Consider the following 15,250-nt stretch of genomic DNA (forward strand, 5'->3'; position numbering starts at 1 on the left):
GTCATAGCGGCCATGTCAGCTACCAGTCTGCCAGCTGCCCGATGGGCCAACGGACGGATCGCACCATCGATTTCATGCCAGAGCCTGATTCGACCGCGCCCAAGCCGTTTTCTGCTGGCGAACGGTCGTCAAAGAACTCTCGGGATTCGCGCAACATCCATTCACGCCAAAGCTACGGCAGGATCAACAAACCGAAGCAGAGTCCATGCGCACGCGCCAAAACCAAGCGAGAACAGCAATTGCAACGACTCGGTTTCAAACGCACCTTCGATGACCTGAGCAGGAACGACGCGGTAGTGCGGGCGGTGTGCAATGGCTACTGAGACAGTGCCTGCACGTTCTATTATTTACATAATATACATTATGCGAAATTAAGGATTAACCAGTCTGGCCCGAGTATCCGACATCCGGGCGGCTCTCCCACCCGGATGTCGGATCAATCCGCTGACTCAGCGACGCTCCCCGCGTCCCAGCCACCACGCCATCGCGCTACCGCTGAGCAGCCAGCCGATGACCTGTTCCAGCAAGTTGCCGATGGTGAAGTCCATTGGGAACTGATACCAGTTCCAGTACGGCACGCTGATCGCGAGCCAGGCGAACAGACCGAGCGTGCCGGCGATCAGCACGCGCTTGCCGAAACCGAATGCGCCCAGCGCGAGTACCCAGGCAGCGATGATCGCGGCCAGCGTGTCCGAGCCGAACTGCTTGATGAGCGCCGGGGTCATGGATTCATTCACCGGATTGCCGCCGGGCTGGTAGATGACGAAGGCGTACGGCTGGCCTTTCGCGGATTCGGCGAAGGCTTTCATCTTGGCTTCGTCCTGCCAGTCCTCCTTGGGCGGACTGGGGTACATGTACACGCCGGCACCTTGCGTGGTCGGTCCAAGCGCGGCGATCGCACTGGCCTGTTCGGCCGGTACGTTCATGCCCATCTCGCCGATCGGCAACATCATGTGCGAGACCGCGCCCCACATGAACATCACCAGCCCTCCGATGATGCCTGCTATCAGGATTCGCATCGTCATTCCCTCCCCCTGCGGCCGGATTGCCGCTGGCGGAGCATGCGCTCGTGTCGGGCGGCTTGCCAACGGGGTGGATCAGTACGCCGGTCGCAGCATCGCCGCGAGTTTCGCGCCGGCCCAGACCAGCACGACGCCGCCGGCCAGGGTACCGCCGAGGTAACCCAGCAGCAGCTCGCTGCGTTGCGAGCGTGCCATCAGCAGGCATTCCAGCATCAGCGCCGAATACGTGGTCAGCGCGCCGAGCACGCCGACGATGAGGAAGGCGCGCCAGTACAGCGCATGCGGGCCGCGGCCTTCCAGCCAGATGGCGAGGAAGCCGACCGCGAACGAACCAATCAGGTTGGCCGCCAGCGTGCCGTACGGGATGCCTTCGCCGAACCGACGCAGCAGTGCGCCGCCCAGCCAGAAACGCCCGGCTGCGCCGAGTGCTCCGCCCAGCATCACCAACACCAATTGTTGCCACCACAGGTTCATGCCCCGCCCCTGCCCTTGCGCGCCTGTTCGCGCGCCGCGCGCAAGGCATCGAGCTTTTCCTTGAGTTTCAGTTCCATTCCGCGCGGCACCGGTTCGTAATACACGCGCTCGCCCATCGCGTCCGGGAAGCCGGTCTGATCCAGCGCGATGCCGCCGTCGGCATCGTGGTCGTATTGGTACTCCTTGCCGTACCCGAGCGACTTCATCAATTTCGTCGGCGCGTTGCGGATGTGCAGCGGCACGTCCTGCGTGCCATGGGCATCGACATCGGCGCGCGCCATGTTGTAGGCCCGATAGGCGGCGTTGGATTTCGCAGTGCTGGCGAGGTAGATGGTGAGTTGTGCGAGCGCGAGTTCGCCTTCGGGCGAGCCCAGGCGGTCGTATGCATTCCACGCCTCGATCGCCATCTGCAGCGCGCGCGGATCGGCCAGGCCGATGTCTTCCACCGCCATCCGGGTCAGGCGGCGTGCCAGGTGGGCAGGATCAGCGCCGCCATCCAGCATTCGCGCCAGCCAATACAGCGCGGCATCCGGGTTGGAGCTGCGCACGCATTTGTGCAGGGCGCTGATCTGGTCGTAGAACTGGTCGCCGCCCTTGTCGAAGCGACGGGTGCGATCGGCCAGCACCTGGTGCAGGGTGGCCTCGCTGATCTCGCCGCCTTCGCCTTCCGCGATGTCTGCGGCGATTTCAAGCAAGGTCAGCCCACGGCGCACATCGCCGTCAGCGGCGCCGGCGATTTCGCGCAAGGCGTCGTCGGACACCGTCAAGCTGCGTGCGCCAAGCCCGCGTTCGCCGTCGTCCAATGCATGCCGCAGCGCGATCATGATGTCATCGGCGGAAACTGCTTCCAGCACGTGCACGCGGCAACGCGACAGCAATGCGGAATTCAATTCGAACGAGGGGTTCTCGGTGGTGGCACCCACGAAAATGATCGTGCCGCGTTCGATGTGCGGCAGGAAAGCATCCTGCTGCGCCTTGTTGAAGCGATGCACCTCATCGACGAACAGCACGGTGCGCCGGCCCGCTTCGAAACGCGCCTGCGCCTCGGCCAACACTTCGCGCACCTGCGGCAGGCCGGACAGCACGGCCGAAATGGCCACGAATTCGGCATCGGCATAGCGCGCCAGCAACAACGCCAGGGTGGTCTTGCCGCAACCGGGCGGCCCCCACAGGATCATCGAATGGACATGCCCGCCTTCCACCGCGCGCCGCAGCGCGGACCTCGGAGCCAGCAGCCGGCGTTGCCCGACCATGTCCTCCAGCGTGCGCGGACGCATGCGCTCGGCGAGCGGACGCATCCCTTCGTTGGCAACGCTCAGGAGATACTGGGTTCGCTTGTTTTTAGTCGATGCCGGCACCTGGACATTCTAGCCCGCGTGCCCATGCGGCTCAGCCTTCGATTAGGGCGTACTGCGGATCCAGCCAGCGTTTGCTTTCGCGGTCGTACAGCGCCTGCAGGGTCACAGCCACCCGTTCCTCGCCATCGAAGCGGGCCACGCCATCGCCCTGCACCACTAGCCGCACGCCGTCGTCGCCGACCACGCGCGCGTCGGCCAGCGAGAAATCGACCTGGTTGGAGGCGTACTCCTCGCCCAATGCGCGATTCATCTGCGCCTGCAAGCCACGCAGCGGCAGGTTGTCCGCCGATTGCGTCGATACCTGCGTCGCGCCCAGCACGATGCTCGGGTTGAGCACGGTTTGCTCGGTGGTGTCGTACAGCGCCTCGAAGCGGATTGGCAACCAGGCCTCGTCCTTGCCCAGGCGAAGGTTGGCTTCGCCATTCAACGCGATGTCGCGCAGGCTCACCCGTTCGCTGCGCATGTCGCCCAACCGGAGTTGCACGTCGTAGCCATCGAAGCGGGATTGCAATGCACCGATCAGCGCCGCGGCAGTGGCCGCATCGATGGCCTGCTGCGCGCGCGCGTCCTCGCTCAAGCCGGCGTTGCCGGCGACCGTTGCGACACCCTTGCCTTCCACCAGTAACGGCTTGTCGCTGGTATGGCCGGCAGTGGCGCCCATGGCGATGGCGGCGAGCAGCAATGCGATCCCGAGGCGGTTCATGGCGTTGATCCCGTTGAGCGTGGGATCACTTTCGCGCCCTGCGCGTGGAGCCTTCGTGAGAGAAAGCGCCGCAGCCTGAATCAACGCGAACCGATGCTCCTCACCCGCCGATCACATCCACGCCCTTGGCCGGCACGTAGACGAAGGTGCCCTTGGCGAAGCTCGGGTTGCGCTTCCAGCCGCTGAAGGAAATCTTCGTGCGCTGGCCCAGTGCATCGACGTATTCCATCTGCGAAAGACCTGCCTTGCTGAAGCCGAGTTTGGCGGTCTTGAACGGCGCCTCGGCCTGTTTCGGGGTCAGCTGCAGCCATTCGATGCCAGCGGTGACGCCCACCTCCTTAACGCTGAAATCCTGATCCAGTTTGGCCGGGTTCAACAGGATCGCCAGCGGACTATTGGCTTCTTCCGCGCCCTGCGGACGCTTGCTGGCCTGCTGCAGGTCAGGGTCGTAAACCCATACGTTCTTGCCATCGGCCACGATCAGCTGCGGATACGGCTTCACGTATTCCCAGCGAAACAGGCGTGGCGCAGACACTGCCACACGGCCGGTCGAACTTTCCTTCTGCTTGCCGCGCGCATCGAACACCTGCTGGGTGAACTGCCCGTCCAGGCCTTTCAGGTTCTTGGTGAAAGTGTTGAGCTGGTCGCGTGCGCCCGCATTGGTGGCACCGGAGGCCAGCAGCAGTGCGGTGGTCAGGATGGATGCGGTGAATTTCATGGGGCTTCTCCTGCAGCGTTGCGATGCAGTGTGTGCGACGAAAGCTGAATGCGGCTGCACGATGGCCGCGCCTGCCTGAACAAAAGATCAGGGGCGCGGCGGTGGCGGTGCCAGCACGGTACGGTCGCCGTTGTGTTCTGGCGTGCTGACGATGCCGGCCGCTTCCATCGCCTCGACCAGCCGCGCGGCGCGGTTGTAGCCGATCTTCAGCCGGCGCTGCACGCCGGAAATCGAGGCACGGCGGGTTTCGGTGACGATCTGCACGGCCTGGTCGTACAGTGGATCGGCTTCCGGATCGTCGCTGGACGTAGCCTCCGGTAGACCGGTCGCGCCGACGCTGCTGCCGTCGTACATCGTCTGCGCTTCTTCCAGGACGCCTTCGATGTAGTCCGGCCCTCCTCCGCTCTGCTTGAGGTGTTCGACCACGCGATGCACTTCCTCGTCGCTGACGAAGGCGCCGTGCACGCGTTCCGGCATTGCGGTGCCTGGCGGCAGGTACAGCATGTCGCCGTGGCCCAGCAGGGTTTCCGCGCCGCTCTGGTCGAGGATGGTGCGGCTGTCGATCTTGCTGCTGACCTGGAACGCAATGCGGGTCGGAATATTGGCCTTGATCAAGCCGGTGATGACATCGACCGATGGCCGCTGCGTGGCAAGAATCAGGTGGATGCCGGCCGCGCGCGCCTTCTGCGCCAGGCGCGCGATGAGTTCTTCGACCTTCTTGCCGACGATCATCATCATGTCGGCGAATTCGTCGATGAAGATGACGATGAACGGCAGCGTTTCCAGCTGGCGCGGCGCTTCGTCCAGTTCCGGGTTCGGCTTGAACAGCGGATCCATCATCGGCTGGCCGGCCTCGATGGCATCACGCACCTTCTTGTTGAAGCCGGCCAGGTTGCGCACGCCCACCGCGCTCATCAGCTTGTAGCGGCGCTCCATCTCCGCCACGCACCAGCGAAGACCATTCGCGGCTTCCTTCATGTCGGTGACGACGGGCGCGAGCAGATGCGGGATGCCCTGGTAGACGGACAGTTCCAGCATCTTCGGATCGATCATCAGCATCCGCAGATCCTTCGCGGAGGCCTTGTACAGCAGGCTCAACACCATCGCGTTGACCGCAACGGACTTGCCCGAACCGGTGGTACCGGCCACCAGCAAATGCGGCATGCGCGCAAGATCCGCCACCGTGGGCCGGCCGGCGATGTCCTTGCCCAGCGCCAGGGTCAGGTGGCTGGCGGACTTGTCGTATTCCTTGGAGCGCAGCAGTTCGCTGAGATAGATCATCTCGCGATGGGTGTTCGGCGTTTCCAGGCCGATCACCGACTTGCCGGGGATGACGTCGACCACGCGCACCGATTTCACGCTCAGGCCGCGCGCGATGTCCTTGTCCAGCGAGGAAATCTGGCTGACTTTTACGCCGGGCGCGGGCTGCACCTCGAAGCGGGTGATCACCGGCCCCGGATAGGCGCCGACCACTTCGGCATCGATGCGGAAATCCTTGAGCTTGAATTCGATCTGCCGCGACAGCGTCTCAAGCGTCTGTTCGTCGTAACCCTTGGGCTGCGGCTTGGGATCGTCGAGCAACGCCAGTGGCGGGATGCCGGAGCTGTCGCCGCCATGGAACAGCGGGATCTGGGTCTCGCGCTTGGCGCGGTCGCTCTTTTCCACCACCGGCGCGGCCGGCGGTTCGATCTTGACGGGCGTGCGCTTCGCACGCAGTTCGGTATCGACCTTGCGCGCTTCCACGCGTTCCTCGCGCAGCGCTCGGGTTTCCTGCCACTCGGTGGCCTGTTGGCTGCCACGGCGGAACAATTTCATCACCGCGGCAGGCGCGGCGAGCACCCATGCACCGATCCGATCCATGACCGCCAGCCACGACAACCCCGTCGCCAGCGTCACCGAAATCAGGAACAGGCTGAGCAGGAACAGGTTGGCGCCGAGTCCGCCAAACAGCATATGCAGCGATTTGCCAACCAATTGCCCCAGCAGCCCGCCACTACCCGCGGACAGATCGTTGGAACCGGCGACGCGCAGGAACAGCAAGCCGCAGCTGGACACCAGGAAGCCGACGATGCCGACCAGCCGCAAGGCCGGGCCCAGGTCGGCTTCGCCATCGCCATCGGTATCCATGCCGAACAGCGCGATCCAGGCGATCGCGCCCAGTACCAGCGGCAGCAGGAAGGCCACGTAGCCGGTCAGCATCAGCAACACGTCAGCGATCCACGCGCCGACGCGGCCACAGGCGTTGTGGATCGGCGCGGTGATGCTGCCGGAATGCGAGAACCCGGGATCCGCCGGCGAATAGGTCACCAGGCAGGCGAGCAGGAACAGCAGCAGCGGCGCGACCGCGATCAACGCAAGGTCACGCCACAGGCGCTGGCGGCGCGGGCTCATCGCGGGTTTGCTGGCCGCGTTCTTCGATGTGGCCTTGCGGCCAGCCTTGCCCACTTCAGGAGCCGTACGTGCCACCTGCGATCAGACCTCAGGAAATTCCCCTAGTGGTTTGATATTACGACATTTGTGCCATATGGCACAGCAGCAGCGCCGGATCACGCGGGCGACAGTGTTGCAGCCATCGCGCCTTGTGTTGGGCCGATCCCGTCGCCAAGCTATGGGGCTACCGCGGCATATCGCCCCAAGACCGACGACTCCATGACCCCGACCAAGCACACCCGTTTGTTGATCCTCGGCTCCGGCCCTGCCGGCTGGACCGCCGCCGTCTATGCCGCGCGCGCGAACCTCAAGCCCGTCGTGGTCACCGGCATGGCCATGGGCGGCCAGCTGATGACCACCACTGAGGTCGACAACTGGCCGGGCGACGCCCACGGCCTGATGGGTCCGGACCTGATGACGCGCATGCAGGCGCATGCCGAACGCTTCGAGACCGAGACGGTCTTCGACCACATCCACACCGCCGACCTCTCGCAGCGCCCGTTCCGGCTCAAGGGCGATTCCGGCGATTACACCGCCGATGCGCTGATCATCGCCACCGGTGCGACTGCCAAGTACCTGGGCATTCCCTCGGAAGAAACCTTCAAGGGCCGCGGTGTGTCCGCCTGCGCCACCTGCGATGGCTTCTTCTACAAGGACCAGGACGTGGCGGTGATCGGCGGCGGCAATACCGCGGTCGAGGAAGCGCTGTACCTGTCCAACATCGCCCGCAAGGTCTACCTGGTGCATCGCCGCGACACCCTGCGCGCGGAGAAGATCATGCAGGACAAGCTGTTCGCAAAGATCGAAGCCGGCAAGATCGAGCCGGTCTGGCACCACACCGTGGACGAAGTGCTGGGCAACGATGCCGGTGTCACCGGCATGCGCCTGAAGTCGGTGCTGGACGGCAGCACCCGCGAGATCCCGGTGCACGGCTTCTTCGTCGCCATAGGCCACAGCCCGAACACCTCCTTGTTCGACGGGCAGCTGGCGATGAAGAACGGCTACCTGACCATCACCACCGGCCTGGAAGGCAATGCCACCCAGACCTCGGTACCCGGCGTGTTCGCCGCGGGCGACGTGGCCGACCAGGTCTATCGCCAGGCGATCACCAGCGCTGGCTTCGGCTGCATGGCCGCGCTTGATGCCGAGAAGTTCCTGGACGAAGGCCACTGATGCCGACGGCGCGCATCCACCGCGCGCTGTCCGAAATCCCCGCTTCGAACTGGGATGCGCTGCACGACGGGCGCAATCCTTTCGTTGCGCATGCCTTCCTGTTCGGTCTTGAAACCACCGGATGCTTGCGCGAGGACTGGGGCTGGACGCCTTGTCATGTCGGTCTGTGGGAGGGCGATGCGCTAATCGCCGCAGCGCCGGGTTATTTGAAGACCAACTCGCATGGCGAATTCGTGTTCGACCACGCCTGGGCGCATGCCTACGCGCAGCACGGACTGGATTACTTTCCAAAGTGGCTGGGCGCGGTGCCCTACTCGCCCGTGACCGGGCCGCGCTTGCTTGGTCACGATGAGGCGACTAAGCGCGCATTGCGGGAAACCATCGAAGATTTCATCCGCCAATCCGCATTGTCGTCCGCGCACATCAATTTCGATGACGAAGCTGACGACTCCGCTTTCGATGACCGCTGGCTGTTGCGCGAGGACATCCAGTACCACTGGCGCAACGATGCTGGCTGGCGGGATTTCGACGGGTTCCTTGCGGCAATGAACCACAAGCATCGCAAGAACATCCGCCAGGAGCGGCGCAAGGTGCGCGATGCCGGGATTACCTTTCGCATCGTGCATGGCTTCGATGCCAGCGATGACGATCTGGTCGCGATGCACGGCTTCTACCTGCAAACCTTCGCCGAATACGGCAATTCGCCTGCGCTGACGCTGGATTTCATCCGCCACCTGGCGCGCACCATGCCGCGGCAATTGGTCATCGTGCTGGCTGAACGCGATGGTCGGGCCATCGCTGGCGCGCTGTGCCTGCGAGGCGGCGACACGCTGTATGGCCGTTATTGGGGCGCGGCGGAGCTGCACCCAGGCCTGCATTTCGAGACTTGCTACTACCAGGGCATCGAATACTGCCTGCGCCAAGGGTTGGCCCGCTTCGAACCCGGCGCGCAGGGCCGCCACAAGATCGACCGCGGTTTCCTGCCCAGCATCGTGCGCAGCCGGCACCTCATCGAAGATCCACGCTTCGCCCGCGCTATCGGTGAGTGGTGCGCCGAGGAACGCCGAGAGGTACGCGGCCATTTGCGGCAGCTGCAGACGCACTCGCCATTCCGGGTGGACGCGGCATGAGCCTGCACATTGTCCAGCTGGATCACGATCCGCAAGCGCCCTTCCCGCCGGTCGAACTCGCGCTTGTCGAACCGGATGGCTTGCTGGCCTACGGTGGCGACCTGTCGCCAACTCGTTTCCTCAATGCCTATCGCGGCGGCATCTTCCCGTGGTTCTCCGAAGGCGAGCCGATCCTGTGGTGGAGCCCGTCGCGGCGCGCGGTGTTCCGTACCGATGGGGTTCGCCTGCCCAGCCGCCTGCGCCGCAAACTGCGCGGTAGTGACTGGGTCGTGCGCGCGGACACCGCGTTCGCGCAGGTTGTCGCCGGTTGCGCCGCGCCGCGTGCCGGCCAATCCGGCGGCACCTGGATCACCGCCGACATGCAGACCGCGTACAACGCACTGCACGCGCTAGGTCACGCGCACAGCATCGAGGTGTTCGATGGCGAGCAGCTGATCGGTGGCGTGTTCGGGTTGTCGTTCGGCCATATGTTCTGTGGCGACAGCATGTATTCGGCCGAATCCGGCGCGTCGAGTCTGGCGTTGGCAGCGCTGGCCATGCGCCTGCGCGACTGGGGCTGGCCGATCATCGATGCGCAGGTACCGAATGCGCATACCCGCAGCCTGGGTGTGGAAACCTGGCGGCGGGAGGATTACCTGCAGGCGCTGGCGGCGGTCAGGGACGCGCCGGCATTGCCCGGGAATTGGACCGGGCGCTTCGGCGATCTTGCGACCACTGCAGTGGTCGCTTCACTGCCGGCTTAACGGGATTTTTGCAAGCCCCGCCCCCACGTGTCAGAATGCCGGGCTTCGGGTCGCGGTCGCGGCCCCGGCTTCATGCCAAGCAACTCCACGCTTCAGACCAGGAATACCAGCCACAGTGGCAAAAGACGACGTCATCGAATTTGAAGGCACGATCTCCGAGACCCTTCCGAACACCATGTTCCGGGTCAAGTTGGAGAACGGCCACGAGATCATCGCGCACATCTCCGGGCGCATGCGCAAGAACTACATCCGCATCCTGACCGGCGACAAGGTCAAGGTCGAGATGACCCCTTACGATCTCACCAAGGGCCGTATCACCTACCGCATGAAGTAAGTGGTTTGCGGCATCAAGAAAAAGGCGGCCATTGGCCGCCTTTTTCGTTATGTCCATCGCCGATGGCGAGGTCACCGGGTATCCGCTACGCGACTCGAAATGTCGCTGCGCGAATACCCGCCGCCCACGCCATCCCGTGGCTTACTCGACGACCGCCGGCAGCAACTTCTCCGGCTCGGCCTGCACGTCCAGCGCCAGTTCGCCATCGATCACGTCCAGGCTGACGCGGCCACCATTGACCAGCTTGCCGAACAACAGTTCGTCGGCCAGCGGGCGCTTGACCTTGTCCTGGATCAGGCGGCCCATTGGACGCGCACCCATCAGCGGGTCGAAGCCGTGCTGGGCCAGCCAGTCGCGTGCGGCCGGGGTGGCCGACAGCGAAACCTGCTTCTCGTGCAACAGCACTTCCAGCTCGATCAGGAACTTGTCCACCACGCGCAGGATGTGGTCGAAGCCCAGCGCCTGGAACTGCACCACCGCATCCAGCCGGTTGCGGAATTCCGGGGTGAAGCCGCGACGGATCGCTTCCATCGAATCGGTGCTGTGGTCCTGGCGGGTGAAACCGATCGTGCGCCGCGCGGCCTGGGTCGCGCCGGCATTGGTGGTCATCACCAGGATCACGTTGCGGAAGTTCGCCTCGCGGCCGTTGGTATCGGTCAGCACGCCGCGATCCATGACCTGCAGCAGGATGTTGAAGATGTCCGGATGCGCCTTCTCGATTTCGTCCAGCAGCAGCACGCAGTGCGGCGTCTTGACGATTTTCTCGGTCAGCAGGCCGCCCTGGTCGAAGCCGACATAGCCCGGCGGCGCACCGATCAGGCGGCTCACCGAATGCGGTTCCATGTATTCGGACATGTCGAAGCGCACCAGCTCGATGCCGAGCTGCATCGCCAGTTGCTTGGTGACCTCGGTCTTGCCGACGCCGGTGGGGCCGGCGAACAGGAAGTTGCCGATCGGCTTGTCCGGGTTGCCCAGGCCGCTGCGCGCCAGCTTGATCGCGGAGGTGAGGCTGGTGATCGCCTCGTCCTGGCCGAAGATCACCATCTTCAGGTTGCGGTCGAGGTGCTGCAGCACGTCCTTGTCGGAGCTGCTGACCTGCTTGGCCGGGATCCGCGCCATCTTGGCGACGATGGTCTCGATTTCCTCGACGTCGATCAGGCTCTTGCGCGCCTCCACCGGCAGCAGGCGCTGGCGTGCGCCGGCCTCGTCGATCACGTCGATCGCCTTGTCCGGCAGCAGGCGATCGCCGATGTGCTTCACCGAAAGATCCACCGCGGCCTTGATCGCTTCGTCGGCGTAGTTCACGCCGTGGTGCGCTTCGTACTTGGGTTTCAGTCCTTGCAGGATCTCGATGGCCTCGCCCACCGTCGGTTCGACGATGTCGATCTTCTGGAAGCGCCGCGCCAACGCGCGGTCCTTCTCGAAGATGCCGCGGTATTCCTGGAAGGTGGTCGAACCGATGCAGCGCAGTTCGCCATTGGCCAGCATCGGCTTGATCAGGTTGCTGGCGTCCATGGTGCCGCCCGAGGCGGAACCGGCACCGATGATGGTGTGGATCTCGTCGATGAACAGGATCGCGTGCGGCAGCTTCTTCAGCGCCGCCAGCACGCCCTTCAGGCGCTTCTCGAAATCGCCGCGGTACTTGGTGCCCGCGACCAATGCGCCCAGATCCAGCGAATAGATCACCGCCTCGGACAGCACCTCCGGCACGTCGCCTTCGACGATGCGCTTGGCCAGCCCTTCCGCCAGCGCGGTCTTGCCCACGCCGGCTTCGCCCACGTACAGCGGGTTGTTCTTGCGCCGGCGGCACAGCACCTGGATGGTGCGCTCCACTTCCTCGGCGCGGCCGACCAGCGGGTCGATCTTGCCGGCGATGGCGGCTTCATTGAGATTGCTGGCGAATTCGGTCAGCGGGTCGCCCTTGCCCTCGCCTTCGCCGCCTTCCGGCTTGGCTTCGCCTTCTTGCGGCTGCGTGGATTCGTCCTCGCCGCTGCGGGCGATGCCGTGCGACATGTAATTGACTACGTCAAGCCGGTGCACATCCTGCTGGTTGAGGAAGTACACGGCATGCGAATCCTTTTCGCCGAAGATCGCCACCAGTACGTTGGCGCCGGTGACCTCCTTTTTGCCGGACGATTGCACGTGGTAGACAGCGCGCTGCAGCACGCGCTGGAAGCCCAGCGTGGGCTGGGTGTCGCGCCCGTCGTCTTCGGCCAGTTTGTTGACCGAGACTTCGATGGCGTCTTCAAGCTCGCCGCGCAGGCGCGGGAAATCGGCACCGACGGCCTTGAGCACGGCTTCTGCCGATGGGTTGTCGAGTAACGCGAGCAGCAGGTGCTCGACGGTCATGAACTCGTGGCGTGCTTCGCGGGCGCGCTTGTAGCACTGGCCGATGCTGTGCTCGAGATCCTTGCTGAACATGGGGGCGGGAACCTCCGAAAAGACTGTTCAAGATGTGGGGTGGAAAACACCCCAGCACAAGTCCTTCTACGCCTTCTCCATCGTGCACAACAGTGGGTGCTGGTTCAGCCTTGCATATTCGTTCACCTGCGCCACCTTGGACTCGGCGATCTCGCGGGTGAACACCCCGCACACCCCGCGTCCGCGGGTATGCACATGCAGCATGATCTGGGTGGCGCTTTCCAGGTTCAACGGGAAAAAGCGCATCAGCACGTCGATCACGAAGTCCATCGGCGTGTAGTCGTCGTTCAGCAGCAGCACGGAGAACAGCGGCGGACGCGCGGTTTCCGGGCGGCTGGGGGCAACGACGACGCCGTGTTCGTGCTCGTGTTGCGGTTTGTCGGGTTTCTGCGGCATGGGTGAATTATACGAAGGTGCTGCGCGTGGACGGCATCGATGCCAACAGGGACAATGCGGGCATGAACCTCGGAACCCAAGCGCCATGAGCTATCGCGAAGGCCGTTTCTGGCAACCGGACGTGACCGTGGCCACCGTGGTGGTGCGCGACGGCCGCCTGCTGTGCGTGGAGGAGCGCGCCAACGGTCGCCTGGTGATCAACCAGCCGGCCGGCCACCTGGAACCCGACGAGAGCCTGCTGGAAGCCGCGGCACGCGAGACCCGCGAGGAAACCGGCTGGAACGTGCGCATCACCCATGTGGTCGGCGCCTACCAGTGGAAGGCGGAAGAGACCGGCCGGCATTACATGCGCTTTGCCTTCGCCGCTGAGCCAATCGACGAGATTCCCGGCGCCAAACTGGACGAAGGTATCGTCCGCGCCCTGTGGCTGACGCCGCAGGAATTGCAGGCCGAAGCCGCGCGGCATCGCAGCCCGCTGGTGTGGCGCACCGTGGCGGACTTCCTTGGCGGCAGCCGGCACCCGCTGTCGTTGGTGCAGCAGTTGGAATGAACGGCGGCAAGATCGTGGTTGGCGTGTCGGGCGGGGTGGATTCGTCGGTCACCGCCCTGCTCCTGCGCGATGCCGGCGCGGACGTCATCGGCGTGTTCATGCAGAACTGGGCCGACGACGATTCCGGCGATTGCCGTGCGGAGGACGACCGCCGCGATGCCGTCGCCGTCTGCGGCAAGCTGGGCCTGCCGATCCGCTTCCGCGATTTTTCCCGCGAATACTGGGACGGTGTGTTCCAGCATTTCCTGTCCGAGTACGCTGTCGGCCGCACGCCGAACCCGGACGTGCTGTGCAACCGCGAGATCAAGTTCAAGCATTTCCTCGATGCCGCGCACGAACTCGGCGCAGGCAGCATCGCCACCGGCCATTACGCCCGCGTCGATTGTGTGGATGGCCGGTACCGCTTGTTGCGGGCGAAGGATCGCAGCAAGGATCAGAGTTATTTCCTGCACCAGCTCGGGCAGCGGCAACTGGCGGCGACCCGTTTCCCGTTGGGCGAGCTGTACAAGGACGAAGTGCGAAAGATCGCGACCGAGCATGGCCTTGCGACCGCCGAGAAGAAGGATTCCACCGGCATCTGCTTCATCGGCGAGCGCGATTTCCGCGAGTTCCTGTCACGTTACCTGCCGGCGAAAACGGGCGAGATCCGGGCACCGGACGGTGATCGCATCGGCGAGCATCCGGGCGTGTTCTATTTCACCCTCGGCCAGCGAGAAGGCCTGAACATCGGCGGCGTGCGCGGCCGGCCACAAGCACCGTGGTTCGTGGTCGGCAAGGACATCGAGCGCAACATCCTCTACGTCGACCAGGGGCATGACAGCTCGTGGTTGCAATCGACCACGCTGCGCAGCGAACCTGCGCACTGGATCGCCGGGCAACCGCATGCAAAGCGTTTCACCTGCACCGCGCAGACGCGCTACCGACAGCCGGAAGAAGCTTGCGAAGTCGAAGTGCAGGACGATGGCTGCCTGCAGGTCGCGTTTTCACGCCCGCAACGTGCGGTCACGCCGGGGCAATCGCTGGTGCTGTACGACGGCGATGTCTGCCTCGGCGGCGCCATCATCCTTTCGACCGATGCGCCCCTGGCCGGTCAAGCCAATGCAAGGAACAACGCCGCATGAGTGGCATGGAAGATCGTGTGCTCGCCCTCGGCGGGATGTTGCAGGCGCTGGCGCAGGTGCGCCGGATCGCCGACACCGGCCAATCGGAATCGACCCGGGTGCAGGTCGCGCTGGACAGCGTGTTCCGCATCGACGCGCCGGATACCGGAGCGGTGTACGGCGACATCGCGTCAGTGCGCGGAGGCCTGCGTCTGCTGCGCGACTACTTGGCCAATACCAATCGCGACGAGGCGCTGGGCAAGCTCGGACTGTCGGTGTTGAACCTGGAGCACCGTTTCAGCAGCGAGGCCGCAGTTGCAGCGAAAGTAGGCGCCGGCATCGAAAGCCTTTCTGCGCAGGCAGAGAGGCTTGGTAGCACACATCCGGACGTGGTCGCGGGCTTGGGCAGCCTGTACGCGGATACGGTGAGCACCCTGCGCCCACGGGTGATGGTGCAAGGCAATCCGCATTACCTGGGCCAGGCGGGGGTGGTGGCCGAGATACGTGCGTTGCTATTGGCAGCATTGCGATCTGCCGTTCTTTGGCGGCAATCGGGCGGCAGCCTGTGGGATTTCCTGTTCCGTCGGCGGGAAATGGCGGCGGCGATCGATTCGATGTTGGGCTGAGTCACGTCGAAGGGCAATCGAAAGCCTTCGAACATGCAAGAAAACGCCTGGCAACGTCGGGTGTTTTCGTTG

The 15,250-nt window shown here is 64.3% G+C and carries 16 protein-coding genes; 8 read left to right on the plus strand and 8 right to left on the minus strand.

Translation table 11 applies throughout. The features are described from left to right. Window positions 1-74 precede the first annotated feature (74 nt). Window positions 75-323, plus strand: a complete 249-nt coding sequence (locus G7079_RS07695; RefSeq protein WP_166056750.1) for a hypothetical protein — start codon at window positions 75-77, stop codon at window positions 321-323. A gap of 126 nt (window positions 324-449) precedes the next feature. Here G7079_RS07695 and G7079_RS07700 read toward each other — a convergent pair whose 3' ends face one another. From G7079_RS07700 to G7079_RS07725, 6 genes are all read right to left on the minus strand, one after another. Beyond that, a complete protein-coding gene (locus tag G7079_RS07700; RefSeq protein WP_166056751.1) occupies window positions 450-1,025 on the minus strand; it encodes a hypothetical protein in 576 nt (191 codons plus the stop codon). A 72-nt stretch (window positions 1,026-1,097) separates the two neighbouring features. Beyond that, window positions 1,098-1,496 (minus strand): fluoride efflux transporter CrcB, encoded by a 399-nt coding sequence (crcB, locus tag G7079_RS07705; protein WP_166056752.1) that lies wholly within the window; start codon window positions 1,494-1,496, stop codon window positions 1,098-1,100. Then, window positions 1,493-2,794, minus strand: a complete 1,302-nt coding sequence (locus tag G7079_RS07710) for a replication-associated recombination protein A (RefSeq protein ID WP_166056753.1) — start codon at window positions 2,792-2,794, stop codon at window positions 1,493-1,495. Before G7079_RS07710 ends, crcB begins: the two co-directional genes overlap by 4 nt. 91 nt (window positions 2,795-2,885) lie before the next feature. Further along, window positions 2,886-3,557, minus strand: a complete 672-nt coding sequence (locus tag G7079_RS07715) for a hypothetical protein (RefSeq protein WP_166056754.1) — start codon at window positions 3,555-3,557, stop codon at window positions 2,886-2,888. Between the two features lie 100 nt (window positions 3,558-3,657). After that, complete coding sequence (lolA, locus tag G7079_RS07720) at window positions 3,658-4,275, minus strand: outer membrane lipoprotein chaperone LolA (RefSeq protein WP_166056755.1); 618 nt, start codon at window positions 4,273-4,275, stop codon at window positions 3,658-3,660. An 87-nt stretch (window positions 4,276-4,362) separates the two neighbouring features. Beyond that, on the minus strand, window positions 4,363-6,741 hold the full coding sequence (locus G7079_RS07725) for a DNA translocase FtsK (protein ID WP_166056756.1): 2,379 nt from the start codon (window positions 6,739-6,741) through the stop codon (window positions 4,363-4,365). A gap of 183 nt (window positions 6,742-6,924) precedes the next feature. On the opposite strand from G7079_RS07725, the gene trxB reads away from it, so the two are divergent. From trxB to infA, 4 genes are all read left to right on the plus strand, one after another. Continuing rightward, window positions 6,925-7,878 carry a thioredoxin-disulfide reductase gene (trxB, locus tag G7079_RS07730; RefSeq protein WP_166056757.1) on the plus strand — a complete coding sequence of 318 codons (954 nt, stop codon included), beginning with the start codon at window positions 6,925-6,927 and terminating at the stop codon, window positions 7,876-7,878. Next, complete coding sequence (locus G7079_RS07735) at window positions 7,875-9,008, plus strand: GNAT family N-acetyltransferase (RefSeq protein WP_206203269.1); 1,134 nt, start codon at window positions 7,875-7,877, stop codon at window positions 9,006-9,008. Before trxB ends, G7079_RS07735 begins: the two co-directional genes overlap by 4 nt. Continuing rightward, entirely contained in the window at window positions 9,005-9,751 is a 747-nt protein-coding gene (gene aat, locus G7079_RS07740) for a leucyl/phenylalanyl-tRNA--protein transferase (protein ID WP_166056759.1), read from the plus strand. The genes G7079_RS07735 and aat overlap by 4 nt, the downstream gene beginning before the upstream one ends. A 115-nt stretch (window positions 9,752-9,866) precedes the next feature. Further along, window positions 9,867-10,085, plus strand: a complete 219-nt coding sequence (infA, locus tag G7079_RS07745) for a translation initiation factor IF-1 (protein WP_112926214.1) — start codon at window positions 9,867-9,869, stop codon at window positions 10,083-10,085. Window positions 10,086-10,226: 141 nt separating this feature from the next. On the opposite strand, the gene clpA is transcribed toward infA, so the two are convergent. Together clpA and clpS are read right to left on the minus strand one after the other, a co-directional pair. Beyond that, complete coding sequence (clpA, locus tag G7079_RS07750) at window positions 10,227-12,506, minus strand: ATP-dependent Clp protease ATP-binding subunit ClpA (protein WP_166056760.1); 2,280 nt, start codon at window positions 12,504-12,506, stop codon at window positions 10,227-10,229. Between the two features lie 66 nt (window positions 12,507-12,572). Then, entirely contained in the window at window positions 12,573-12,902 is a 330-nt protein-coding gene (gene clpS, locus G7079_RS07755) for an ATP-dependent Clp protease adapter ClpS (protein ID WP_166056761.1), read from the minus strand. 85 nt (window positions 12,903-12,987) lie between these two features. On the opposite strand from clpS, the gene G7079_RS07760 reads away from it, so the two are divergent. Genes G7079_RS07760 through hflD form a run of 3 tightly spaced genes read left to right on the plus strand, consistent with a single transcriptional unit; the run spans window position 12,988 to window position 15,178 of the window. Further along, window positions 12,988-13,452: an NUDIX hydrolase gene (locus G7079_RS07760; RefSeq protein ID WP_166056762.1), complete on the plus strand. Its 465-nt coding sequence runs from the start codon at window positions 12,988-12,990 to the stop codon at window positions 13,450-13,452. Beyond that, window positions 13,449-14,573: a tRNA 2-thiouridine(34) synthase MnmA gene (gene mnmA / locus G7079_RS07765; protein ID WP_166056763.1), complete on the plus strand. Its 1,125-nt coding sequence runs from the start codon at window positions 13,449-13,451 to the stop codon at window positions 14,571-14,573. Before G7079_RS07760 ends, mnmA begins: the two co-directional genes overlap by 4 nt. Next, window positions 14,570-15,178 (plus strand): high frequency lysogenization protein HflD, encoded by a 609-nt coding sequence (hflD, locus tag G7079_RS07770; RefSeq protein WP_166056764.1) that lies wholly within the window; start codon window positions 14,570-14,572, stop codon window positions 15,176-15,178. Before mnmA ends, hflD begins: the two co-directional genes overlap by 4 nt. Window positions 15,179-15,250 lie beyond the last annotated feature (72 nt).

The sequence above is a fragment of the Thermomonas sp. HDW16 genome, assembly GCF_011302915.1.
In the GTDB taxonomy this organism is placed as follows: domain Bacteria; phylum Pseudomonadota; class Gammaproteobacteria; order Xanthomonadales; family Xanthomonadaceae; genus Thermomonas.